The sequence below is a fragment of the Bacillus cereus group sp. BfR-BA-01381 genome, assembly GCF_022663555.1.
GTDB classification, from domain to species: Bacteria; Bacillota; Bacilli; order Bacillales; family Bacillaceae_G; genus Bacillus_A; species Bacillus_A pacificus.
The window spans coordinates 1-23,924 of the sequence record NZ_JAKUFR010000047.1; the positions used below are offsets into that span (position 1 = coordinate 1).

A 23,924-nucleotide genomic window follows, 5' to 3' on the forward strand; every position below is an offset into this window, starting at 1 on the left:
AATTGTAATAAGTATTTTAATATTTAACAAAGTAAAAAAATAGTTTGCTATTTAAAAAAAGTGGCGATATAATATCTAAATGAAAATGATAATTATTATCAATAATAATTACAAATAAAAAATAATTATAAAAAACAACTGAATATAAAGGATGAAATGAAACATGTTACATAAGCCTGCTGTATATGCTGGCAATAATCGCTGGCTACATATTAAGTTCATATGTTTCATGAGCTTAACAATTTTATCTTTAATCGGCTCTATATTTTTAGCAGTTGCATTTGGTGCAAAGGATATCCATTTACAAACCGTATGGACAGCGGTTTTTGATTATAATCCGAAATTAACGCAGCACCAAATTATTTATGAATTAAGACTCCCAAGGGTAATTGGTGCAGCAGTTGTAGGAGCGGCTTTTGCAGTGGCTGGAGCTGTTATGCAGGGAGTAACACGAAATCCTTTAGCGGATGCAGGTGTGCTTGGCATAAATGCAGGTGCGATGTTTGTAGTAGCACTTAGTTTTGCCTTTTTCCCGCATATGCCGTATTCCTATTTAATGATTGTCTCCTTTATTGGAGCGGTCTTAAGTACAGTGCTCATTTTTATTATCGGATCAGCAACATCAGGCGGATTAACACCGATGAGATTAACAATCGCTGGGGCAGTTATGGCTGCGCTTTTACATTCGTTAAGTTCAGGTGTCGCGATTTATTATGACTTAAGTCAAGATTTAGCTTTTTGGTACGCTGGTGGTGTTGCAGGGGTTAAGTGGGAACACTTGAAATTTTTAGTTCCTATTATTCTCATAACAATTCTTTTTGCAACAGTGATAGGGCGGTCTATTTCACTCATATCAATGGGGGATGACGTCGCTACGAATTTAGGAGTAAAAACGAACCGAACGAGAATACTAGGGATGATTATAGTAGTCATTCTTGCAGGTGTATCTGTTTCAGCTGTTGGCTCTATTGGATTTGTAGGACTAGTTATCCCGCATATTGCTAGAAAATTAGTTGGTGTGAATTATCGACTCATTATTCCTATGTCAGCATTTTTAGGAGCCATGTTATTAGTTTTAGCTGACTTAGGGGCAAGAACAGTAAATCCTCCTAAAGAACTTGCAATAGGAATTATGGTGGCTCTTGTTGGAGTTCCGTTCTTCCTCTATATAGCACGTAAAGTTGGGAGGGAGTTGTAAGTGAAGAAGATTTTAAACACAGATAAAACGAGAGCCGTTACTGTAACTACAATATTTGGTTGTATTAGTATCGCTGTCATTTTGCTTAGCTTAAATACGGGGACACTTAGCATTGCACCGCTCAAAGTAATTCAAACGCTTTTCGGTCATGGTGATTTTGAGAGTGCAACCGTGCTATACGATTATCGTATGCCAAGAATTATAATTACAATGTTAGCTGGTATTGGCCTTGGAATTTCCGGTGCGATTTTGCAAGGGTTATCAAGGAATGCGTTGGCCGATCCTGGTATTCTTGGACTGCATGCAGGTGCATCTTTCGGGCTAATTATATTTGTTACTTTCTTTCATTCTATTAATGAGAATGCATCGATTTTAATACCGTTATTTACATTTGGCGGAGGAGTATTAGCTGCATTTCTTATTATTTTACTTGCGAGTGATCGGTCAAAAGGTTTACTTCCCATTAGACTTATTCTCGTTGGTATTGCCGTTTCAGCTGGCTTTAGTGCAATTTCGTTATTTTTCTCTCTCAAGTTAAATGATGAGACATATACATTCGCTTCTAGATGGCTAGTTGGTAACGTGTGGGGAAGGGATTGGATTCATGTCTTTGCATTATTACCTTGGATAGTCATACTAACCCCTTATGCGTGGCTAAAATCTAAAACGTTAAATGCATTGTCACTAGGTGATAGTGTAGCAGCAGGACTTGGTGTTTCTGTTCAAAAAGAACGGTTATTACTTTTAGCTACAGCGGTTGGATTATCTTGCGCAAGTGTATCGATGGCAGGAGGAATTGGTTTTATCGGTTTAGTTGCTCCGCATATCGCAAGGAAGTTAGTAGGTACTACATATCAACACTTTCTTCCTTTAGCTGGCATTATCGGAATGATTATTTTAGTACTAGCAGATACGATAGGCCGTTCTATATTTGAGCCAAACTCTATTCCAGCTGGTGTAGTAGTGGCCGCATTAGGAGCACCGTATTTTCTTTATTTACTTACAAAAACAAAATAAATACTTCAAAGAGGAGAACATATGAAAAAGAAACTTACTATTTTATTTAGCATCATGTGTATTTTATTATTAGCAGCATGTGGTCAAACGAAATCTAATGAAGAGGCAACGAAAAAAACGGAAAAAAGTAATGACCCAAAAATTGCTTCAATGTCTATTCATTTAACAAATGATTTACTTGCATTAGGAGTTACACCAGTAGGTTCTGTAATTGGTGGAGATTTAAAAGATTTCTTACCACATGCAAAAGAACAACTGAAAGATACGAAAAAACTTGGTGTTGTAACTGATCCGAATATGGAAGCATTACTTCAATTAAAGCCTACTGACATTTATGTGGATGAAAAATACGCGGGTAAAGATGTAGCGAAATACGAAAAAATTGCAAAAACGCATACTTTCAATTTAGATGAAGGTACGTGGAGAGACCATTTAAAACAAGTTGGTAAACTTGTAAACCGTGAGAAAGAAGCGGATCAATATATTCAAGATTACGAGGAGCAATCAAAACGAGTAAAAGGTTTAATAGATAAAGAGCTAGGTAATAACGAAAAAGTAATGGCAATTCGCGTTACTGCAAAAGAATTACGTGTATTTAGTACGAAAAGACCGATGGGACCAATTTTATTCCAAGACTTAGGATTACAACCTGCAAATGGTGTAGAGAAAATCGATGAAAAACGTCCTTTCGAAGTCATTTCACAAGAAGTATTACCTGACTTTGATGCAGATGCGATTTTCGTTGTTGTAAATAGAGACGATAAGGCAAAAGCTGCATTTAAACAACTTCAAGAAACACCAATTTGGAAAGATTTAAAAGCTGTTAAAGGCAAGCACGTATACATTATCAATGACCAACCATGGCTTGATTATTCTGCTTTAGGAAACAAAATGGCAATGGATGAAGCTGAGAAAATGTTTACGAAATAATATCGATTCGTTGTTCGGAAGATCCTCTAAATTTTGAGGGTCTTTTTATTGTTAGAATAAATAAAAAATTATACAATGAACGTAATTTAATGCAGAGGAGATGTGCCAATGTCAGCGCTTATTGTAAGTATCCCGTTTATAAAGCAGTTTATGGAACAAGGGGATAGATAGGCTAATAATTATCCCCGTTATTAAAAAGGGGGAGTTTGAAATGACAATGAATCTTTTTCAAAATAAAACGATTAAATTAACAGCTATGAGAGAAGCAGATGCTGAAGTAATGGCTATGTGGCAAGAGGATAGTGAGTATTTAAGAAATGTCGATACAGATGTAGCATTTCCACAATCGTTACAAGAAATAGCAAGTGATGGGTTATTAAAGGGACGGAGATCGAATAGTGTATCTTTCATGTTGAGGACAGTTCAAGAAGATCGTTTAATTGGTTTTGTTGCAATTCATGGCATAGAGTGGAATAACAGAACGGGGTTATTAGCAATTGGTATAGGAGATGCAAATGATAGAGGAAAGGGATATGGAAGAGAAGCAATCCATCTTATTTTAAAGTATGCTTTTTATGAATTGAATTTACACCGCGTTGGTCTTGATGTTATTTCTTATAACAAAGCTGCTATTGAGTTGTATAAAAAGATGGGTTTTCAGATGGAAGGCTGTATGAGAGAAGCAGTGCAAAGAGATGGGAAATGTTTTGATCGTATCATTATGGGGATACTGCGGGATGAATGGATAGAGCTACAAGGTTAGAAAGTACATTCGAAATTATATATGTAGTATGCAGGAGATATAATGGTAATTGGCGAAAATTTACAGTGTACTGATTGAATTTATAAGGAGTCATGCAAAATGAATTTAGAAAAAGCAAAACCAGTAAATGAAGAGGTCGCTGAATTGAAGGAACTAATTAAAGAATTACACGGAAGTGTACATCAACTTCAAAGCGAAGTGCAGCAACTAAGGCACGAAAGACCGGTTGTTGAAGTGAGGAAAGGTGTTCAACTATCACCAACAATCGTTGGACAAATTGGTGGTATGATTTTAGGCGGATTAGCAATTATCGGTATATTTTGGTGAACGAAAAAAGGTATGCAGTTTAGCGCTGCATACCTTTTTCGTTGTCGTTATTTGTCGGTAAGTCGATATTCTCTGTCGAATCGTCGATATACTTAGAAAATCGTTGATATATTTTAAAAATCGTCGATATAATTTCACGCACTACAACTTTTACATTAAATAACGTAAATATATATAAGCATGTGATAATAGTAATGCAATGATTGTTAACGGCAAACCAATTTTTAAGAAGTCCATATAAGAGAAGGCATGTCCTTCACGTTTTGCAATACCAGCAACGACTACGTTTGCTGATGCTCCGATTAACGTTCCGTTTCCTCCTAAGCAGGCCCCAAGTGATAGTGCCCACCATAGTACTTCGATTTGCGGAGAATCAACAGATAGTCCGAGTCCTGTAGCTAAGTCTTGAATAAGTGGTATCATCGTTGCGACAAATGGGATATTGTCAATTGTTGCAGAGGCGATACCTGATACCCATAAAATAAGTACAGCGGCGAAACCGATATCGCCATTTGTGACGTCAATTACTTCTTTTGCGAGTGAAGAAATAAGTCCGATATCAATTAAACCACCAACGAGAACGAATAGTCCGGCGAAGAAGAAAATGGTTACCCATTCAACGTGTGCAAATACATCTTCAATATCATGTTCTTTCACACCGATTAACATAAGAAGTGTAGCACCTGTCATCGCGATAACTGCAGCATCTACATGAATAATCGAATGAAGTACAAAGCCTAAAATAGTTAGTCCTAAAATCGAAATGGATTTTAAAAGGAGGCTTTGATCTTTAATATAATCTTTTTCATTTAATGCCATTAATTTTTCGATTTGCTCAGGTGTTGTCTTTAGTTTGTTACGATACATGAAGTAAATAATGCCAAGTGTCACGATAGAAATAATAATTACAATAGGAGCTAAGTTAAGTAAAAAGGCATTAAAATCTAAATGCTTATTTGCTGATCCGATCATAATATTAGGTGGATCACCGATTAATGTTGCTGTTCCGCCTATATTTGAAAATAATACTTCTGAGATCAAATAAGGAACAGGATTAACTTTTAAAATACGTGTAATGGATAGCGTAACAGGTACGATTAATAATACGGTTGTTACGTTGTCCAAAAATGCTGATCCGACAGCAGTTAATAAGGATAGCAATAATAAAATGCGGATTGGTTTTCCGCCAGCTGCTTTTGCTGCTTTAATGGCCACAAATTCAAAAACGCCTGATTGACTCGTAATATGTACGAGAATCATCATCCCAATTAAAAGGGTAATCGTTTCCCATTGAATATGAGATGTGAAAGCAGTATGTAATTCAACAACTCCAAAAATAATCATAATAGCAGCACCGAATAGTGCGATTACAGCACGATTCAATTTCTCAGAAATAATAAATCCGTACGTGACTAAAAATACGGCAATTGCAAAATAATATTGCCAATTTGCTACTTCATGTGCTGATTGTTCCAATCATGTCACCTTCTTTAAAGTATGTATTCAATTGTCAAAATGTATCTCGCTGCATAAATACGGGATAAAATATATTGTAGCAAATTCAAAAAAGAAAGAAAACTATTTAACAAAGTGAAGGAAAAAATGATGATTTTACATATGATATAAAAAAATAAAGAAACACAGTGCAAATTATTAGGAAAAGTGGGCGTTGTCCTCTAATATAGAGATAGCAATTTACATTATTTTTGCGTAAAATGGTTTAAAGAGGTGAATTCCGATGGAAATAGTAAAAGATAGTTCTCTTATTCAAAATGAAATTGAACGTTTTGTAAATAAAGATGTATATATTCATTTAGAAACAACGAACGGAGCGTATGCGTCACACTTTAATGAAAAGATGATGACGGTTGGTGCATTCATTCGAAATGCAATTATTCGCTTTGAGCGCGGAAAGATTACTGGAACAAACCCATACCGAGTTGGTCTAAAGATGGATCATGGCTGGGTATATGCAGAAGGTATTACGCACTGGGAAGTAGACGATAAAGAGCGTTTATTACTTGCAGGGCACGATAATCAAGGTCGCTTAGCAGTTGCACTTGAGTTAAGCTTAACGCCATTTAAGTAAGAAGGAGGGAAACTTATGGAGAGACATGTACTTGTTGTATTTCCGCATCCAGATGACGAAGCATTTGCGGCGGGAGGAACAATTCGCTTATTAACAGATCAAGGAGTACCTGTAACGTATGCGTGCGGTACGCTAGGACAAATGGGACGTAACATGGGGAAAAACGTGTTTGCTAACCGTGAAACGATTCCAAATATCCGTGAAAAAGAATTAAAAGATGCATGTGAAGCGATGGGAATCAAAGATTTAAGAATGCTTGGTTTCCATGATAAAACGTTAGAATTTGAAGATGTTGATTTCGTTGCAGACAAAATTGAAGCAATCATTCAAGAAGTAAATCCATCTCGAATTATTACATTTTATCCAGAGCACGGCGTACATCCAGATCATGATGCATTTGGCCGCGCTGTCGTTCGCGCCGTATCACGTATGTCAAAAGAAGAACGTCCAGTTATTCATGCGGTTGCGATTACGAAAAATCGTGAAGCTGTACTCGGTGAGCCAGATGTTGTAAACAATATTAGTGAAGTATTCGAGTATAAATTAGCTGCACTAGGTGCGCATCGTTCCCAAACAGAAGCGATGCTTGAAGAAACACACGCGAAAATCAAAAACAAAGATGCAGCAACATTAAAATGGCTGCAACTTGAACAATTTTGGACTTATAAATGGGAGTAGGCTAGAAGGGAATCTTCTAGTAGCTCTTACATAGAAAAAGCACCGTCATTTGTGACGGTGCTTTTTCTTGTTGAAGACTATATATTTTTTAGGGTGCTTCAAAATCTTTAAATTAACGTGCAGTATAGCCTCCATCAACAAGAAGTGTTGTGCCGTTAACAAAACTAGCATCATCACTTGCTAAAAATAAGACAGCTTTAGCGACTTCTTCTGGTGTTCCAAGTCTGCCTTGTGGATGAAGTGAAGCTAAATATTCTTTCTGTTGAGGATTAACACTACCTAGTAAAGGGGTGTCAATATAACCAGGGCACACCGCGTTAATACGTATTCCATATTTAGCGTAGGCAGTACATAAATTTTGAGTTAATAGTTTCACACCACCTTTTGCAGAGGAGTATGCTGTTGGGGTAGGTAATGAAACAAAACTATGAATCGAACCAGCGTTAATGATGACACCACCTGTACCTTGTTTAAGAAATTGTTCAATCGAATATTTATCAGAAAGGAATACCCCAGACAAATTAATATCAATAGTTCTTTTCCACTTTTCATAGGATAATTCGTTTGCCGGTGCATCATCAGCAACGCCGGCATTGGCATACATAATATCTAATTTACCGTATGTACTTACTGTCTCATGAATTAGCTGTTTAATATCTGCCTCTTTTGTTACATCGGTTTTAATAAATAACGTATTATATCCATGTGCATTCAATTCATCTGATAGTTCTTTTCCACGTTCAGAAAAGTCAGCAATAACTACTTTTGCACCTTCTTCGATAAAAAGACGAACAGTAGATTCGCCAATTCCACTTGCACCACCAGTTATGATTGCTACTTTGTCTTTTAATTTCATATAAACCTCTCCATTCATTAATGAATTTAAGTCGAATTTTTAAATCTTGTTACTAAACTATTAACCTAAAATAGTAAGTAGATAGAAGAAAAAAGATCGCGTTTACTTAATCGTGAGAGTGCTATTTTTTCTTTAGTGTACTTTTTGATACAGTTATGGACGAAAATATTAATTTGGTCAATTTTATCATTAGATTGAATATTTGGTAAAGAGCTCTCAAACAGAGCGAGTAAGGAGGTTGAAAAAGTAAAATAAACATTCAGTATTATTTGTAGGGTAAGGAACAAAGGGGAGAGATGCATAACGAAAACTACTACTCTAGTTAAATAGGAAAAAGCCTTGCAGGGGGGCAAGGCTTTAAACAGGGTATTAAAAATGATTGATTTATTAAGAATAACTTCTTCTTGTGAATAAACTAATTTTAGCATAATAACTCATATATATGTGTTACGAATTTGTGAATAAAAACTCAATGATAAAAATATGAGTGAAAGGTAATAATGTATTTGAAATATGCATTATTACACAAAGTTCAGTTGAAATAGGGGATTTGTATATGTGATTTCTTTTTGCATTTAATTCTTTAGAACTGATTTTTAATAATGTATATAAGAAGCGTATATTTTGAATTATTTAATAGAATAATATATATTTATATTGATTTAATGATTTTGGTTTGTTAAAAATGGGGAAATCGATATGAAGGTTAAATTTGCCGTAATAAAAGATGAGAATTTTGATTGTAGTTTATTGGAAACAAAATTATTGAAAACTTTTAAAGAAGTAGATTGTGAAGCAGATATTGTAAAGGTTGAGGATGAAATTTTTGAAAACAATGATATACAAACGCATTTATCAGAAATAAACATTCATGTTACTGGAAAAAATATCGGATATAGATCCGTGTCAGCCAGTATATTTATTGTTCTAGAGAGTTTATCAATACAGCTATTTCGTATTCATATTAGTATACTTTAAGCAGTTCAAAAAGTGACTTTTTCAGAAAATCATACTGATTATATTGAGTTGTAAATATGAAAACAATAGAAATTATCGTAGGTGTTTCAGAATGTTGGATTGCACCTTGTTTGTTGTTAAATAAACAAGGGATTCCTTTTAAAATTTTAATGTATCTTAACGCTAATTTATAAATAGAAGAATGGAAACATGTGAGTAATTCAATTAGATTGTACAAATAATTTGGTACGCGGATATACGCAATGTATTCACAGGTAAGAGGGTTGTCTCATAATATATATAGATTTTTCTATTAAGATGAATAGAGGGTGTGAATATATGGAAGATGTTTACGCTAAAATTGACAGTCTCAAGGCGGAGCAAAAAGAAATTATGAGAGACATTCGAAATTTAGAAACGCGTACTACTATTAATGAGAAAGACATAGCAACAATCAATAAGCAATTAGAAAAAATAAGTACAAACACAACTTGGATTTTGCGAATTATTATTAGCGCGATAATAATGTCAGTTTTAGGATTGATATTAAAAGGAATGATTTAGTCTTGTGATATAGAACGATATAAAAGAAAGAGGGGAGCTCCCTCTTTCTTTTATGTAAATGAGAAGCTATAAATTTTCCGTTTCCTCTTCACTTGCATATTTTTCCTCTAAAGAAATTAATAGAGGAATGGATACGGTTACTAGAATGATTAAAGTAGTTATAAAAGATTTAGAAAGAGAAAAAGAACCTTCAATTAAAGGTGATAAAAACTTGAATGAAAGTATACTTGTTATTAAGGAAATTACTAAAAAGCTCAAAAGAGATATATTTTTATTCTTTATAGATGTCTCTATAAAGTCTTTAACACAGGTTATTACGATAAATATAGTTAATATGATAAGAGAAACAAAATAATGTGTTACATTCGTCATACTAATAGTAGGATCGTCTATTATGTAGGCAAGTAACTTAGATACTAATATTCCTCCAAACAATAAAATAATAAAAGCGAGTAATCCTTCCGATATATAAGTGCTGAAATTGACTTTCTTTTTAAAGAGCTTATAGCTTAGAGTAGCCTGGATTATTTGAATGATAAATAAAGCGATAATCCACACATAATAGATAATTGGTAATTCTCCTGAGAAGAGAGCAATCAGGAAATTTATTACTGTCCTTAAAATTTCAATCATTACGAAAGGCCTCCTGTTTGTAAGCTTTGCTAAATTAGAAATATGCTAGTCTATTGTTTAATAATTAGATCTATCAATTCAAACTATTTCTAATTATTCCATAAAAAGGTGGTCACTTCAAGTTATCCTTTTAACAAATTCTCTAAGGTTCAACACTAGAAAAAGAAACACAATATGTAATATAATTGAAAAAGTATATTTAAAAAATCAATGTTAATATTACCCTCCTATAAGTATTAACATACGTAATTGAGGTGTTTTCTTTGTTGTTTTATGATCGAATTTCTATAATGGCCCCTCCTGTTCCGTAGCTAAAGAAAGTCTTTTATTTCTGAGATTTTCAAAGTTATAGGAGGGTATGAAAAATGAAAAAAGTCTCAGTACCATCACTGTTGTTAATGATTATTCTTGTCGCATTTCCGCAAATTAGTGAAACGATTTACACACCGTCTTTACCGGACATTTCAAAGGCGTTACATGTAAGTAATAATGAGGTGCAGTTAACACTTAGTGTGTATTTTGCTGGATTTGCTTTAGGTGTATTTTTTATTGGATGGTTATCGGATATTATTGGCCGTCGCCCGGCAATGTTATTTGGAATTGTCGTATATGGCGCTGGAAGTTTCTTATGCTTTATTGCAAATTCCATTGAAGTTTTATTGCTAAGTCGTTTTATCCAAGCGTTTGGAGCAAGTGCTGGCTCTGTTGTGACACAAACGATTCTACGTGAAAGTGTAGAAGGGCATAAGCGCCACGTTATGTTTGCTCAAATTTCGGCAGTTATTGCTTTTACACCAGCGATAGGACCGTTAATTGGTGGCTTTCTTGATCAAATGTTTGAATTTAAAATCGTATTTTTAAGTTTAGTAGTTATGAGTGTCGGTATTTTTCTGTATACGTTTGTTTCTCTTCCGGAAACAAAAACGGGCTCAGTGACGAATAAAATAAATGTGTTTTCAGTCTTGAAGAGGTTAATTACAAATCCGAAAGTAGTAACATACGGGTTATTAATTGGAGGAGCGAATGGTGTTTTATTTAGCTACTATGCAGAAGCGCCGTTTATCTTTATTGAATACTTTCAGTTATCGCCTAGTATGTATGGATTTTTAGGGATTGTTGTTGCGTCTGCTTCTATTATTGGAGCGAAAGTTTCAAAACGTTTACTTGCTATTTATAAGCCAGAGAAAATTATATATATCGGTTGCCTCGTAATGACAGGAGGAGCTATCCTTTTATCTGTTATTACGTTTGTGGGATCAAATCCGAATGTAATATATATGGTTGTATTTTTAATAGCGATGTTTATATTGCTATTAGGAATCGGAGTAGCGCTACCTAACTGTTTAAGTTTAGCATTAGTAGATTTTCAAGATGTTATTGGTACAGCCGGAGCTTTATTTAGCTTAGGGTACTATGTAATTGTAACGATGACAATTTTGGGGATGAGTCAGCTGCATACGGGCTCATTACTCGTGATGCCACTTTATTTTCTGGCTATAGTCGTTATCATGATGGTCTTTACTAAAGTGTTTATTTTAGGTAAACAAACTTCAAAAAAGATTTAAATATGTAATGGTAAAAGAGTCTCATTAAAAATGAGACTCTTTTATATTTTATCCCGCTGTTTTGAGGTAGTAAGATTCCTGCCTCAAAATTAGATTAAAGAAGTTAGTAGTTTATTAATATATTAAATTTCTGGTTGGTATATGAATCGGATGCGTGGGAAATTACGTTATCAACTATAATGATTGAAGTACATGAGATGTGAAACCGAGGAAAAAATGCTCTCCTCGGTTATTTATACTGTAATAATATTTATACCGGAATCATATTGAATAGATGTATTTTATTGTTAATCCAGTTGAAATTCAAACGTAATCATGCATATTAATTTATTGAAAAAATAATTGAATTTTTCAGATTAATGAATTAATATAAGGTAAGTAATTTTAAGATTTATAGAATATTGGAAGATGAAAGGTTTTGAGAATTTTATAAGAAGCAATAAAAACGATTTTAGGATAGCTTTAAAGCTAGTGTAAAATGACGTTTGCTTCATCATTTTCAAGGCCGAAAAGAATTAGGGGAAAGCATCTTGTTTTAAAATGCGGCTATGAATCATCTAAGAGGGGGGAAGTGAAGTGGCAAACAAAGAATTGAAAAGAGGTTTAGAAGCACGGCATATTCAAATGATTGCTTTAGGCGGAACAATTGGTGTTGGTTTGTTTATGGGGTCAGCCAGCACGATTAAATGGACAGGTCCGTCGGTTATGCTTGCTTATGCAATTGCAGGTATTTTTATCTTCTTCATCATGCGTGCCATGGGAGAAATGTTGTATATGGAGCCAAGTACAGGGTCATTTGCAACGTTCGGTCATAAGTATATTCATCCGTTAGCTGGTTATATGACTGCGTGGAGTAACTGGTTCCAGTGGGTTATCGTTGGGATGTCAGAGATTATCGCGGTTGGGGCGTATATGCAATATTGGTTCCCTGACTTACCAGCTTGGATACCAGGTGTAATTGCAATGGTTATTCTTGGCGCAGCTAACTTAATTTCTGTTAAGTCATTTGGTGAATTTGAATTTTGGTTTGCGATGATTAAAATTGTTACGATTCTATTAATGATTATTGCGGGATTTGGACTTATTTTCTTTGGAATTGGTAACGGCGGAGAAGCGATTGGTATATCAAATCTTTGGTCAAATGGCGGTTTCTTTACAGGTGGTTTCTCAGGATTCTTCTTTGCTTTATCACTTGTAGTTGGAGCATATCAAGGTGTAGAATTAATCGGTATTACTGCTGGTGAAGCGAAGGATCCGAAGAAGACACTTACAAGAGCGATTCAAAGTACAATTTGGCGTATTTTAATTTTTTACATCGGTGCTATTTTCGTTATTGTAACTGTGTATCCGTGGGATCAATTAAGTACAATTGGTAGTCCGTTCGTAGCAACTTTTGCGAAGGTTGGTATTACGGCAGCAGCTGGACTTATTAATTTCGTAGTTATTACAGCGGCAATGTCTGGTTGTAATAGTGGTATTTATAGTGCGGGTCGTATGCTATATACGTTAGGTGTAAATGGACAAGCACCAAAATATTTCACGAAACTTTCTGGAAATGGTGTACCTTTATTCGGTACAGTTGGCGTAATTATCGGTTTAGCGATTGGTGTTGTATTAAGTTATATCGCACCGAAAAATTTATTCGTATATGTATATAGTGCGAGTGTACTTCCTGGTATGGTACCATGGTTTGTCATTCTAATTAGTCAAATTAATTTTAGAAAAGAAAAAGGGGCAGAGATGAAAGATCATCCGTTCAAAATGCCATTTGCTCCTGTTACAAACTATTTAACAATTGCCTTTTTAATTATGGTATTAATCGGAATGTGGTTTAACGATGATACGCGCATTTCATTAATTGTAGGTATCATTTTCTTAGCTATCGTTACAATTAGTTTCTATGCTTTCGGAATAGGGAAACGACCTCCGTTAGATGTTCAAAATGATCAAGAGATTTCAAGTAAATAAAGATAGTAAAAAAGTCCGATTTCTCATTTGGAAATCGGACTTTTTGTTATTAAAACTTTTCTAAAACGATCTTCCCAATTGTACTGCCGCTTTCAAGCAGTGCATGTGCTTTTTTTACATTTTCAGCGTTAATTGGTGTGAATGTTTCATTTAAAGTAGTCTTTAAAATGCCTTCATCTAGTAGTTCGCTTACTTTATTTAATAGTTCGTGCTGCGTGATCATGTCTCCAGTTTCATACATCGCTTTTGTGAACATAAATTCCCAAACGAGTGTAGCACTTTTACTTTTTAAAATGCCCATCTCAAGAGGGTGTTCATTTTCTACGATAGAGCAAATTTTTCCTTGTGGTTTAATGAGGTCACACATTGCTTGCCAATGTTGATCTGTATTGTTTAGGCAGAAAATATAATCTACATCTTTTAGCCCAAACTCTAATATTTGCTCTTGTAAAGGTTGGTGATGGTTAATGATATAATCGGCACCGAATTTTTCAACCCAGTGTATCGTTTCATTGCGGGATGCAGTTGTGATAACATTTAGTCCGGCCCATTTTGCAAGTTGAATGGCAATTGAACCTACACCACCAGCACCGCCTATAATTAAAATGTTTTTAAAGGAGTTCGTATCTTTCTTATTATAATCAATACCTAAACGTTCGAATAAACCTTCCCAAGCTGTAATAGCTGTTAACGGAAGTGCTGCAGATTCAGCATCACTTAACATTTTAGGTTTTTTACCAACGATTCTTTCATCAACGAGGTGGTATTCACTATATGTACCTTGTCTCGTAATGCTTCCAGCGTAAAACACTTCATCGCCTTCTTTAAATAACGTACAACTTTCGCCAGTTTGCACGACAACACCACTAGCATCCCAGCCAAGTATTTTCGCTACATCTTCTTTTTTATCTTTCGGGGAGCGGACTTTTGTATCAACTGGGTTAACGGAAATAGCGTTAATTTTAACGAGTATATCTCTCCCTGTAGCAACAGGTCTTTCAACTTCCATATCAATTAAACTGTTTTCTTCTTCAATAGGTAAGTATTCATGTAAACCAATTGCTTTCATTTGTATTCCCTCCATTAAAGTAAGAGTCATTTACTCTTTTATTATAGTAGGTGGAGTGTCATTATGTAAAAAAGTTAAGTCCTTTCTATTTTGTAAAAGGCCTGTTTCAGCATCATGTAGTACCGTGTAACTGGAGAGGATCCGCCATCGTTTTGATTTTATAGGCGTCGGATGAAAGTTATACTTATTTTTCCAGTGTACCTTGCAATGAATAATACCAAGTGTTATATTATACTTGTGGTTACTTATTATAAAACAGTACTGGATAATAAATAGTAGTGAACATCAATTAGAATAGGGTGAATGAATATTGAATGTACAATTTAAAAAAGGAGTTTTAGAACTTTGTGTTCTTGTCTTACTTGATAAGCAAGACCGTTATGGGTATGAATTAGTTCGAAGTATTTCCAATCGAATTGAAATATCAGAAGGGTCTGTTTATCCTCTACTGCGTAGATTAACTAAAGAAGAATATTTTACAACGTATTTACAGGAGTCTTCAGAAGGTCCTTCAAGGAAGTATTATACGCTGACGGATAAAGGTAGAACGTATTTGTACCAACTTTTGAGGGAATGGAATGAGTTCTCACAAGGTGTCAATCAATTAATAAAAGAAGGTGTAAGTAATGACGAAAAATGAATTTTTACAACAATTAAATGCATCTCTAAAAAGATTATCTGAAAAAGAGCGTGCAGATATTTTAAAAGATTATGAAGAACATTTTACTTTCGGATTAGAGGAAGGGAAAAGTGAAGAAGAAATTGTAGCTTCATTAGGTTCTCCAGCTCAAATCGCCAAAGAGTTATTAGCAGATTATCATATTGAGAAAGTAACAACAAGTGCAACAACAGGGAATGTTTTTCGTGCAATTTGGGCAGTAATTGGATTAGGTTTTTTCAATTTGTTAATCGTACTTGCACCTGCAATTACATTAGCGGCATTGATTTTTTCAGGTTGGGTTCTAGGTATCTCATTTTTAGGTGCACCATTACTTGTTTTAGTTGATACGATTATACATCCAAATACATTCTTGTTATTTAATCTTTTCGTTTCTTTAGCACTTTGTGGACTTGGATATTTCATTGTTATTGCTATGTTATTTTTAACGAAGCTAGCAACGAAAGGATTTGTTCGTTATTTAAAGTTCAATATAGCACTAGTAAAAGGTGGTTTAAAGCATGATAAATAAGAAGAGTTTCTCAATCATTGCAGGTATTATTTTTATTATTGGTATTATCGGAAGTTTATTCACTTATCGTTCAATTGATGCGGTACCAATTTCAGAAGAAAAGGTCATTAATAATAATGTGTCAAGCGTCATTATCGATACGAATAATGTTCGTGTTAACATCAACCCTACAACAGGTAGTAACGTGAAAGTAAAATTAGATGGTGAGGTTAATCCAAACGTAAAAAGAACATTAGCTACGGATGAGAAAGATTCAACGCTTCTTATTTCTTATAAAGAAAAACAACAGAGTTGGTTCAACTTTAATATTTCTGAAGTGTGGGCGCCATTAACATTAAATGTGTATCTACCTGAAAAACAATATGAATCATTAAAAGTTTCCAATAATAATGGCTATGTTTCTGCTAAAAAACTAAACGCAACAAATTTTAATATCAATACAAGCAATGGACGTGTTGAATTAAGAGAAATCAATTCGCCAAAAATTATCGCGGAAACAAACAATGGAATTATGGATTTCAAAGATGTATTGGCACAAAATATTCATGTGAAATCGAACAACGGACGAATAATGCTAGACCATGTTGAAGGTGAAATAGAGGGGCAAACTAAAAATGGAAGTCTTACTCTGAAAACGAATGAACTGGATCGAAATCTCAATTTTACGACTCACAATGGAAAAATTAATATTGAAACTGAAAAAGAACCAACTAATGTTCAATTTAATGTTGCTGTTGATAATGGTAGAGCGAATATCCTTGATAAATATAATGGAAATACTGTTATTGGAAAAGGAGAAAATGTAATTAAATTAAATACACATAACGGAAATATTACAGTGGAAAAACAATAGCATATTACCTTTTATCATCTCAGCTCGCCACACATAAAGAGCAATAATAAAGTGAAACTGGGGGCATCCCCCACTGATTATCAGCCCTCACCAATCAGGCTGCCCGTTAATGCGGGATAAATAAAAAAACGACTCCTTTTCTCAACATGTAGGTAGTCGTTTTTTTATGTAACATTCGGTTAAGTGTGCATCCTTTGTATATTTCAAAATACAAACAGTTGTTTTATTACGCTTGGTTTTTAGGAAAATAATGAATAGTAATTAACAATGTAAGGAGAATTTGTGAATGAATCAAAAATAATAGCTGAAACAGTGAAGGAAGGGAAGGAGTTTATTTCTAGCAGGGGGAATTTTTTACTGTGAACTTTATCCAAAACTAAATGTAAAGGTGGATACATAATGACAGTAAAGAAACTTTATTTCATCCCAGCAGGTCGTTGTATGTTGGATCATTCGTCTGTTAACAGTGCGTTAACACCGGGAAAACTATTAAACTTGCCGGTTTGGTGTTATCTTTTGGAGACGGAAGAAGGTCCTATTTTAGTAGACACAGGTATGCCAGAAAGTGCAGTTAATAATGAAGGGCTTTTTAACGGTACATTTGCAGAAGGACAGATTTTACCGAAAATGACTGAAGAAGATAGAATTGTAACTATTTTAAAACGTGCAGGGTATGAGCCAGATGATCTCCTATATATTATTAGTTCGCACTTGCATTTTGATCATGCAGGAGGAAATGGTGCTTTTTTGAATACGCCAATCATTATACAGCGTGCTGAATATGAGGCGGCACAGTATAGAGAGGAATATTTGAAAGAGTGTATACTGCCAAATTTAAACTACAAAATTATTGAAGGTGATTATGAAGTGGTACCTGGTGTTCGGTTATTGTATACACCAGGACATTCTCCAGGACATCAGTCATTATTAATTGAGACGGAAAAAAACGGTCCTGTATTATTAACGATTGATGCATCTTATACGAAAGAGAATTTTGAAGATGAAGTGCCGTTTGCGGGATTTGATTCGGAATTAGCTTTATCTTCAATTAAACGTTTAAAAGAAGTTGTGACAAAAGAGAAACCAATTATTTTCTTTGGACATGATATAGAACAGGAAAAGGATTGTAAAGTGTTTCCTGAATATGTATAGTGCAAAAAGTCATGAGCTCACGTGCTCATGACTTTTTCGTTTAAATAATTTTTTTAAATAAGTTATAAACTTTTTTGGAACTATCTTCATTTAGTTGATAGTACGTTAGGTTTACATCATCAGGAGTATCTTGCTGAGCAATCATCACTTCGTTATTGTGATGATCAACTACCCATATGAAATATTTTTTATAAGTTCCATCTTCGAAAGTAATCCACATATCACAATCTATTAAATCTGATCCTTCTTCATCTAATGTTAATTTTCCTTTTTTTGCGGTATCCATACTATTAATAAACGTTTTTAATTCATCTGTTTTTGTGAGGAAGATATCCTTTTTTGTTTTAATGGATTCGACATGTATATCTTTTATTTCCTGTTTTCCTAAAAAGACAGGGGGCTCATTTGGATCCCTTTGAGTTGAAATAATAGTAGCTTTTTTCTTGGGCTTATTTGCTGTATAGAGATCTTGAATAGATTTTCCAGAGTTTATAAACCATACGATTCCACAAATAATCAATGTGCTACAAAGCAGTAAAATAATTTTCTTAATAGAATATTCTCCTCTCTATTACTTCGTATGAAGAGCTTTTCTATTAATATATGATAGGTAAGCGTAAAGTATTATAGTTGAACGTGGCTATTCTTAACAGTTTTAAGGGGCGATCAACGAGTAAATTGTAAGTAAGCCCAATTAATACAAAAACACCGCCGATAATCTTTCCGGTTGAGAGTTCATTTGTTAGGAAGAAGTCAATGATAGTCCCTGCAAATAACTGTCCGATAAAGATAAGTAACGTTAAATAAAATGCTGATATTTTAGGAGTAATATAGTTCGATAATGAAATAAGGATAACGCCTACTAATCCGCCTAAATATACAGCGATAGGTATGGATTGTAACGTATGCATTGGAATATACAATGAATCTGAACTGAACATTAAAAATAACATAGAGAAAAATAAGCCAGTAATATAATTAAAAAACGTGCCTTCCCAATTTCCAATTTTCTTTGCTAAATTCGCGTTAATAATTCTAGCAACAACGATAGAAACACCAGCTAAAATAGCTATCGTAATATATAACATTTTCTTGCCCCCATTAATAAATTGTCATGATTATAATTCCAGAAGAGATGAAACATAATCCAATTAGTTTTTTCTTTTCAAACTTTGCAACTTTCATTCCTAATAAACCGAAATGATCAATAACGATGGAAGCAATGGATTGACCGAGTAAACTTAATGCGATCGTAATAGAGGCACCAAGGACGGAGAAACTTATATTATTAAAAAGAACAGTGAATACTCCAATCGCTCCAGCGCTATATAAAAAAAGTGGAATACTTTTATCAAAATGGATTTTATGTTTGTTTATGATTAAAACGCAAATAACTGCAATTAAACCGACAAAGTGAATGACAACACTTGCTGTATACTTGCCAATTAACTCAGATAAAATTCCATTCAATGGAAGCATAACGGCGATGAGCACACCAATAAAGACAGAAAGAAAGTTATACAATGTAATATCCCCTTTATATTTCATATTTGTAATGACTGTATCATGCTGAAATTGTGTATTACTATGACATATGTCATAGTGGAAGAAGAAAATTTTGATTACAATGGGGATGAGTTGTAAAGGCGGGGGACTATGAAGAAAATATGTAATTCAATTAAACTAGCAGAGTATATGAAACAAAATAACATTGATTCATTTTTTACTAATGATATGAAACCATACATGGAACTTATATTTTTTAAGAAGAATGAGTTTATTTGTAGAGAAAATGAAGAGATAGACTATTTATATTTCTTTGTAGAAGGAAAAGCGAAAGCGTTTAACACATTAAGTAACGGGAAATCCGTATTACTGTGTTTTTATGATAGTTTGCAGTTACTTGGAGATGTGGAGTTAATTCATTCCCAAAGGATTACTTCAAATGTACAAGTAATGGCAGATTCATATTGTGTTGGTTTACCATTAGGAAAAGTGAGAAATCAGCTATTTCATGATGCGAAATTTTTAAGATGTATTTGTGGATCGTTAGCACATAAGTTAAATCGACTCTCAAAAAATAGTACAATTAATTTATTGTATCCGCTTGAAAATAGACTTGCGAGTTACATGTTAGCAGCAGGAGAACGGGCAGTACAGCACGGAAATAGAATTGTATTTAGTGGGAATTTAACGGAAACAGCGGAATTGTTAGGAACGAGTTATCGACACTTATTACGAACGTTGAATATCTTTTGTGATAAAGAGATTATAAAGAAAAACAATGGTTGCTTTGAAGTAGTGAATGTGGATGTTTTGAGAGAATTGGCAGCAGATGTTTATAAATAGGAGGAGAGTATAAATGATAACACCTATATTTAGAATTTTTGATATTGAAAAAGCAAAGCTATTTTACTTAGGTTTTTTAGGATTTAAACTGGATTGGGAACATCGATATGAGGAGCATATGCCATTATATATGCAAATTTCGTTACAGGATGCTGTGATACATTTATCAGAACATCATGGTGATGCCTCACCAGGTGGTGCGATTCGGATCAAAGTAGATGATGTAAAGGATTATCATTCTGTATTATTAAGTCAAGAATATGCTTATTCGAAGCCAAATATAGAAAAAACATCTTGGGGTACAATTGAATTAACTGTGATTGATCCGTTTTCAAATAGAATTATATTTTATGAGGAACTGGTTTAGAAAAAATTTATGAAATAGGGGATAACAATGGAGCGAAAAATAGCTATAATTTCAGACATTCACGGAAATAGTCACGCTTTACAAGCAGTATTAAAAGATATTGCACGTCGTAAGGCCGAAATGATAATAAATTTAGGGGATAGCGTGTATGGGCCATTAGATCCTTTAGGAACCATTGAAATATTAATGAAGAACAAGATGGTACATATTAAGGGAAACTGTGATCGCATGCTTTGGGAACCTATACAAGAGCAGTCGGCTACACTAACTTTTGTCCAAAATCAATTAACAAAAAATCATATAGATTGGTTACAACAACAACCTTCACAATTTACTATAGAAGATATGTTATGTTGTCATGGTACGCCAATTTCAGATGAAGTGTATTTGTTAGAAGAGATGAATGAAAATGGTGCGATATTAAAGAATGAAAAAAATATAATGGATCAACTCCAAAATATTGAGCAAAAAATAATAGTATGCGGTCATACGCACATTCCTAGAGTTGTGTATTTAGCAAACGGAAAAATCGTTATAAATCCAGGGAGTGTAGGACTTCCAGCATACAAAGATGAGTTACCTGTTATACATAAAATGGAATCAGGAACTCCGCATGCAAAATATGTAGTGATAGAAGAGGTTTTAGGAGAATGGATAATTGAACAAATTTCAGTTCCTTATAATTGGGAAGAAGCTGCTGGATTAGCCATTCAACAGGAAAGATATGACTGGGCACAAGCGCTAAAGACTGGGAAGGTAGAATGAAGGGGAGTTTACTTGATGGTAAACTGCTCTTTTTATTTTGAGTACATATTGAATTATATAAAAATAAAATGTTATCATTATGGAAACGTATGAATATATGAACAATTATTCATATATTTAAGAAGAGGAGGGATTAGAATGAAAGACCTAATTATTATTGGAGCGGGTCAAGCTGGATTAACAATGGGATATTACTTGAAGCAAGAAGGATATAATTTTTTACTACTCGAAGCAGGAAACCGAATTGGTGATTCATGGAGAAATAGATATGATTCTTTACAGCTCTTTACACCAAGGAAATATAGTAGTTTACCAGGGATGATATTAAAAGGAGGGAAGAATAAATTTCCACATAAAAATGAAATTGCAATGTATTTAGAAGAATATGCACAGTATTTTCAACTACCAGTACAATTGCAAACGGAAGTTTTAAAAATAAGGAAAGAGAAAGAAATATTTAAATTACACACTTCTACAGAAATTTTACAATCGAAAAAAGTTATTATCGCATCAGGTGGTTTTCAGCAACCGTTTATTCCCTCAGTTTCAGCAAATCTATCATCACATGTTTTTCAAATACATTCATCACAATATAAATCACCATCACAAATTCCTAAGGGAAAAGTACTAGTAGTAGGTGGTGGGAATTCAGGAATGCAAATTGCAGTAGAACTTGCAAAGACTCATGAAGTTACAATGTCTATTAGTCATCCTTTAACGTATTTACCGTTACATCTTTTTAGAAAAAGTATTTTCAATTGGTTAGAAAAATTGGGTTTATTGTACGCCGAAGTAAATACAAAGAGGGGGAAATGGTTTCAAAAGAGAAAGGATCCAATTTTTGGATTTGAAGGTAAGGAACTCATTCGTAATGGATCAATACAACTACAGAAAAAAGTAGTAAGTGCATCAGAAAATAACATTATGTTTCAGAACGGTGAAACATATAGTGCAGAAAGCATTATATGGTCAACAGGTTTTATTCAGAATTATAAATGGATTGAAATTGAAAAGGCAGTGAATGAGAATGGACTTCCCAATCATGTAAAGGGGATAAGTCCAGTAGGAGGATTGTATTATATCGGCTTGCCATGGCAGTCTCAAAGAGGTTCTGCACTTATTTGTGGTGTAGGAAAGGATGCGGCGTATTTACTTTCTGAAATCAAAAAAATAGATCAGTAGCAGCGACTACTGATCATCCATATGTACATGAATTAGGAGAGGTCAAACATTTATTAACTTTATTATAATAGATTTTTAAAAGAATAAAAACTGAAAATTCTAATTTTATGTTGAGAAAGTTTTTTGTATCGAAATATATGAAAAAACAGGAATTTTTATTAAAAAAATAATGATATTTATATTTTAGTAAATTATGATATAGTCTATAGGATACGTATTTCCATAGATGTGATTGCATTAATGTAATCACATCTATCTGAAGGAGGGAGAAATAATTATGAAGTTTGATGATCAACGTCTACTAGGAGTACGATTAGGTTCTGTACTTGTAACAGAGGAAAATCAATATTTAGTAATTAAGAAAAAAGATCATTATGCATTATTAAATATACATACTTTAGAATGCACACATGTTGAAGTGCAGCTGGAACATATTGAAGAAATGTTGCGGGAAGATTTCCAAGAAAGTATAACGGAGATTATCGCACCGGAACATATAAAAATTGTTGCGAAAAATGTTATATAAAAAGAACAAGCTGGGTGTACCAGCTTGTTTTTTAATTTACTTGCAGATTTCTACTCTGAAAGACTTGTTTTGCGACAAAAATAGCATTTAAGGCACGTGGAAATCCCGTATAAGGAACACAGTGAATAATAGATTCAACAATTTCATTAGTTGATAAGCCTACATTTAAAGCGGCGTTAATATGAACAGTAAGTTGTGGTTCACATCCACCTTGTGATGTTAAAGAAGAAATTGTTACAAGTTGTCTTTGTTTTAAATCTAATGTACCTCTGGAATAAATATCACCAAATGCAAACTCTACTATATATTTTCCGAGATCAGGAGCGATATCTTGTAAGGATTCAATAACCTGTGTCCCAGCGTTTCCATCGATATTTTTTAATGTGTCCCAACCATTTTCGTATCTTTCATTGTTCATAGTTTCATCTCCTGTTTTAAGATTTAATGTTTATAAATGAAGTGTATACCTTTGAGTGCGCTCTAAAGCAATGGGGTTTTAAAAAATTTGTTGAAATTTTTTACAAGTGTATAATTGAGATATGGATAAAATGTATACTATTCAACAAATAGCAGAATTAACAAATTTAAGTACGCATACATTACGTTATTATGAGAAAATAGGCTTACTTAAAAATATTAAGCGTAATGAATCAGGGTATCGTGTATATTGTGAGGTAGATTTAGCGTGGATTGAATTTCTTATTAGATTAAGAGAAACGGGGATGTCCATACAGGAAATGATAGAGTTTTCAAATCTTCGTGTTATGGGAGATATTACTGCTACAGAAAGGCGGATATTGCTAGAAAATCATAAAGAAAATGTTTTAGATCATATGGAGCAATTGCAAAAACATTTAAGGAAAATTGAGGAGAAAATAATTTATTATACAAATTTAGAAAAGGAATAGTGGGCTCCCTATTCCTTT

The 23,924-nt window shown here is 33.8% G+C and carries 28 protein-coding genes and 1 pseudogene; 21 read left to right on the plus strand and 8 right to left on the minus strand.

Annotation, left to right across the window (positions count from 1 at the left end; translation table 11 throughout):
* The first annotated feature begins 163 nt into the window (after positions 1-163).
* From MR079_RS16705 to MR079_RS16725, 5 genes are all read left to right on the plus strand, one after another.
* Positions 164-1,198 (plus strand): FecCD family ABC transporter permease, encoded by a 1,035-nt coding sequence (locus tag MR079_RS16705; protein ID WP_062821220.1) that lies wholly within the window; start codon positions 164-166, stop codon positions 1,196-1,198.
* Positions 1,199-2,215, plus strand: coding sequence for a FecCD family ABC transporter permease (locus MR079_RS16710; protein ID WP_062821219.1), 1,017 nt, complete (start codon positions 1,199-1,201; stop codon positions 2,213-2,215). It begins immediately after the preceding gene.
* A gap of 21 nt (positions 2,216-2,236) precedes the next feature.
* Entirely contained in the window at positions 2,237-3,145 is a 909-nt protein-coding gene (locus tag MR079_RS16715; protein WP_062821218.1) for an iron-hydroxamate ABC transporter substrate-binding protein, read from the plus strand.
* 211 nt (positions 3,146-3,356) lie between these two features.
* Positions 3,357-3,908 (plus strand): GNAT family N-acetyltransferase, encoded by a 552-nt coding sequence (locus tag MR079_RS16720; RefSeq protein WP_242294322.1) that lies wholly within the window; start codon positions 3,357-3,359, stop codon positions 3,906-3,908.
* A 99-nt stretch (positions 3,909-4,007) separates the two neighbouring features.
* Positions 4,008-4,235 carry a coiled-coil domain-containing protein gene (locus tag MR079_RS16725; RefSeq protein WP_001047304.1) on the plus strand — a complete coding sequence of 76 codons (228 nt, stop codon included), beginning with the start codon at positions 4,008-4,010 and terminating at the stop codon, positions 4,233-4,235.
* Positions 4,236-4,385: 150 nt separating this feature from the next.
* Here MR079_RS16725 and MR079_RS16730 read toward each other — a convergent pair whose 3' ends face one another.
* Positions 4,386-5,711 carry an ArsB/NhaD family transporter gene (locus MR079_RS16730; protein ID WP_016718134.1) on the minus strand — a complete coding sequence of 442 codons (1,326 nt, stop codon included), beginning with the start codon at positions 5,709-5,711 and terminating at the stop codon, positions 4,386-4,388.
* Between the two features lie 262 nt (positions 5,712-5,973).
* Here MR079_RS16730 and MR079_RS16735 point away from each other — a divergent pair, with 262 nt between their 5' ends.
* Positions 5,974-6,324, plus strand: a complete 351-nt coding sequence (locus MR079_RS16735) for a YojF family protein (protein WP_000407039.1) — start codon at positions 5,974-5,976, stop codon at positions 6,322-6,324.
* A 15-nt stretch (positions 6,325-6,339) separates the two neighbouring features.
* The gene (bshB2, locus tag MR079_RS16740; RefSeq protein ID WP_242294323.1) at positions 6,340-7,002 is read left to right on the plus strand and encodes a bacillithiol biosynthesis deacetylase BshB2; all 663 of its coding nucleotides are present in this window, start codon (positions 6,340-6,342) and stop codon (positions 7,000-7,002) included.
* Between the two features lie 112 nt (positions 7,003-7,114).
* Here bshB2 and MR079_RS16745 read toward each other — a convergent pair whose 3' ends face one another.
* Positions 7,115-7,858 (minus strand): SDR family NAD(P)-dependent oxidoreductase, encoded by a 744-nt coding sequence (locus MR079_RS16745; protein WP_087954758.1) that lies wholly within the window; start codon positions 7,856-7,858, stop codon positions 7,115-7,117.
* 699 nt (positions 7,859-8,557) lie between these two features.
* Here MR079_RS16745 and MR079_RS16750 point away from each other — a divergent pair.
* Together MR079_RS16750 and MR079_RS16755 are read left to right on the plus strand one after the other, a co-directional pair.
* Positions 8,558-8,836: a hypothetical protein gene (locus MR079_RS16750; protein WP_071679909.1), complete on the plus strand. Its 279-nt coding sequence runs from the start codon at positions 8,558-8,560 to the stop codon at positions 8,834-8,836.
* Positions 8,837-9,154: 318 nt separating this feature from the next.
* Positions 9,155-9,379 carry a hemolysin XhlA family protein gene (locus MR079_RS16755; RefSeq protein ID WP_000390462.1) on the plus strand — a complete coding sequence of 75 codons (225 nt, stop codon included), beginning with the start codon at positions 9,155-9,157 and terminating at the stop codon, positions 9,377-9,379.
* 66 nt (positions 9,380-9,445) lie between these two features.
* On the opposite strand, the gene MR079_RS16760 is transcribed toward MR079_RS16755, so the two are convergent.
* On the minus strand, positions 9,446-10,012 hold the full coding sequence (locus MR079_RS16760; RefSeq protein ID WP_242294324.1) for a DUF5823 family protein: 567 nt from the start codon (positions 10,010-10,012) through the stop codon (positions 9,446-9,448).
* A gap of 365 nt (positions 10,013-10,377) precedes the next feature.
* Between MR079_RS16760 and MR079_RS16765 the strand changes: the two genes are divergently transcribed.
* Positions 10,378-11,577, plus strand: a complete 1,200-nt coding sequence (locus MR079_RS16765) for a multidrug effflux MFS transporter (protein ID WP_242294325.1) — start codon at positions 10,378-10,380, stop codon at positions 11,575-11,577.
* A gap of 576 nt (positions 11,578-12,153) precedes the next feature.
* On the plus strand, positions 12,154-13,545 hold the full coding sequence (locus MR079_RS16770) for an amino acid permease (protein ID WP_016718131.1): 1,392 nt from the start codon (positions 12,154-12,156) through the stop codon (positions 13,543-13,545).
* A 49-nt stretch (positions 13,546-13,594) separates the two neighbouring features.
* Here the strand turns inward: MR079_RS16770 and MR079_RS16775 are convergent, their stop codons facing one another.
* Entirely contained in the window at positions 13,595-14,614 is a 1,020-nt protein-coding gene (locus tag MR079_RS16775) for a zinc-binding alcohol dehydrogenase family protein (protein ID WP_242294326.1), read from the minus strand.
* A gap of 310 nt (positions 14,615-14,924) precedes the next feature.
* Here MR079_RS16775 and MR079_RS16780 point away from each other — a divergent pair, with 310 nt between their 5' ends.
* From MR079_RS16780 to aiiA, 4 genes are all read left to right on the plus strand, one after another.
* Complete coding sequence (locus MR079_RS16780) at positions 14,925-15,254, plus strand: PadR family transcriptional regulator (protein ID WP_001102641.1); 330 nt, start codon at positions 14,925-14,927, stop codon at positions 15,252-15,254.
* Entirely contained in the window at positions 15,241-15,804 is a 564-nt protein-coding gene (locus MR079_RS16785; protein ID WP_000164536.1) for an HAAS signaling domain-containing protein, read from the plus strand. The genes MR079_RS16780 and MR079_RS16785 overlap by 14 nt, the downstream gene beginning before the upstream one ends.
* The gene (locus tag MR079_RS16790) at positions 15,794-16,657 is read left to right on the plus strand and encodes a DUF4097 family beta strand repeat-containing protein (RefSeq protein WP_000608747.1); all 864 of its coding nucleotides are present in this window, start codon (positions 15,794-15,796) and stop codon (positions 16,655-16,657) included. Before MR079_RS16785 ends, MR079_RS16790 begins: the two co-directional genes overlap by 11 nt.
* A 399-nt stretch (positions 16,658-17,056) precedes the next feature.
* Positions 17,057-17,809, plus strand: a complete 753-nt coding sequence (gene aiiA / locus MR079_RS16795) for a quorum-quenching N-acyl homoserine lactonase AiiA (RefSeq protein WP_000216576.1) — start codon at positions 17,057-17,059, stop codon at positions 17,807-17,809.
* A 40-nt stretch (positions 17,810-17,849) separates the two neighbouring features.
* Here aiiA and MR079_RS16800 read toward each other — a convergent pair whose 3' ends face one another.
* From MR079_RS16800 to MR079_RS16810, 3 genes and pseudogenes are all read right to left on the minus strand, one after another.
* Positions 17,850-18,344 (minus strand): hypothetical protein, encoded by a 495-nt coding sequence (locus MR079_RS16800; RefSeq protein ID WP_242294337.1) that lies wholly within the window; start codon positions 18,342-18,344, stop codon positions 17,850-17,852.
* An 89-nt stretch (positions 18,345-18,433) separates the two neighbouring features.
* Positions 18,434-18,897: pseudogene (locus MR079_RS16805) on the minus strand (DMT family transporter).
* Between the two features lie 13 nt (positions 18,898-18,910).
* Complete coding sequence (locus tag MR079_RS16810) at positions 18,911-19,357, minus strand: DMT family transporter (protein WP_041184689.1); 447 nt, start codon at positions 19,355-19,357, stop codon at positions 18,911-18,913.
* A 108-nt stretch (positions 19,358-19,465) separates the two neighbouring features.
* Here MR079_RS16810 and MR079_RS16815 point away from each other — a divergent pair, with 108 nt between their 5' ends.
* The 5 genes from MR079_RS16815 (at position 19,466) to MR079_RS16835 (ending at position 22,998) form a co-directional block, all read left to right on the plus strand.
* Entirely contained in the window at positions 19,466-20,158 is a 693-nt protein-coding gene (locus MR079_RS16815) for a cyclic nucleotide-binding domain-containing protein (protein ID WP_001969245.1), read from the plus strand.
* Positions 20,159-20,171: 13 nt separating this feature from the next.
* Positions 20,172-20,525 carry a glyoxalase superfamily protein gene (locus MR079_RS16820; protein ID WP_139866221.1) on the plus strand — a complete coding sequence of 118 codons (354 nt, stop codon included), beginning with the start codon at positions 20,172-20,174 and terminating at the stop codon, positions 20,523-20,525.
* Positions 20,526-20,552: 27 nt separating this feature from the next.
* Positions 20,553-21,290: a metallophosphoesterase family protein gene (locus MR079_RS16825; RefSeq protein ID WP_242294328.1), complete on the plus strand. Its 738-nt coding sequence runs from the start codon at positions 20,553-20,555 to the stop codon at positions 21,288-21,290.
* Positions 21,291-21,428: 138 nt separating this feature from the next.
* Positions 21,429-22,472: a flavin-containing monooxygenase gene (locus MR079_RS16830; protein WP_242294329.1), complete on the plus strand. Its 1,044-nt coding sequence runs from the start codon at positions 21,429-21,431 to the stop codon at positions 22,470-22,472.
* A gap of 277 nt (positions 22,473-22,749) precedes the next feature.
* On the plus strand, positions 22,750-22,998 hold the full coding sequence (locus tag MR079_RS16835; protein ID WP_001969234.1) for a hypothetical protein: 249 nt from the start codon (positions 22,750-22,752) through the stop codon (positions 22,996-22,998).
* Between the two features lie 31 nt (positions 22,999-23,029).
* Here the strand turns inward: MR079_RS16835 and MR079_RS16840 are convergent, their stop codons facing one another.
* Positions 23,030-23,416, minus strand: coding sequence for a carboxymuconolactone decarboxylase family protein (locus MR079_RS16840; protein ID WP_001058541.1), 387 nt, complete (start codon positions 23,414-23,416; stop codon positions 23,030-23,032).
* A gap of 121 nt (positions 23,417-23,537) precedes the next feature.
* On the opposite strand from MR079_RS16840, the gene MR079_RS16845 reads away from it, so the two are divergent.
* Entirely contained in the window at positions 23,538-23,906 is a 369-nt protein-coding gene (locus tag MR079_RS16845) for a MerR family transcriptional regulator (RefSeq protein ID WP_088106638.1), read from the plus strand.
* Positions 23,907-23,924 lie beyond the last annotated feature (18 nt).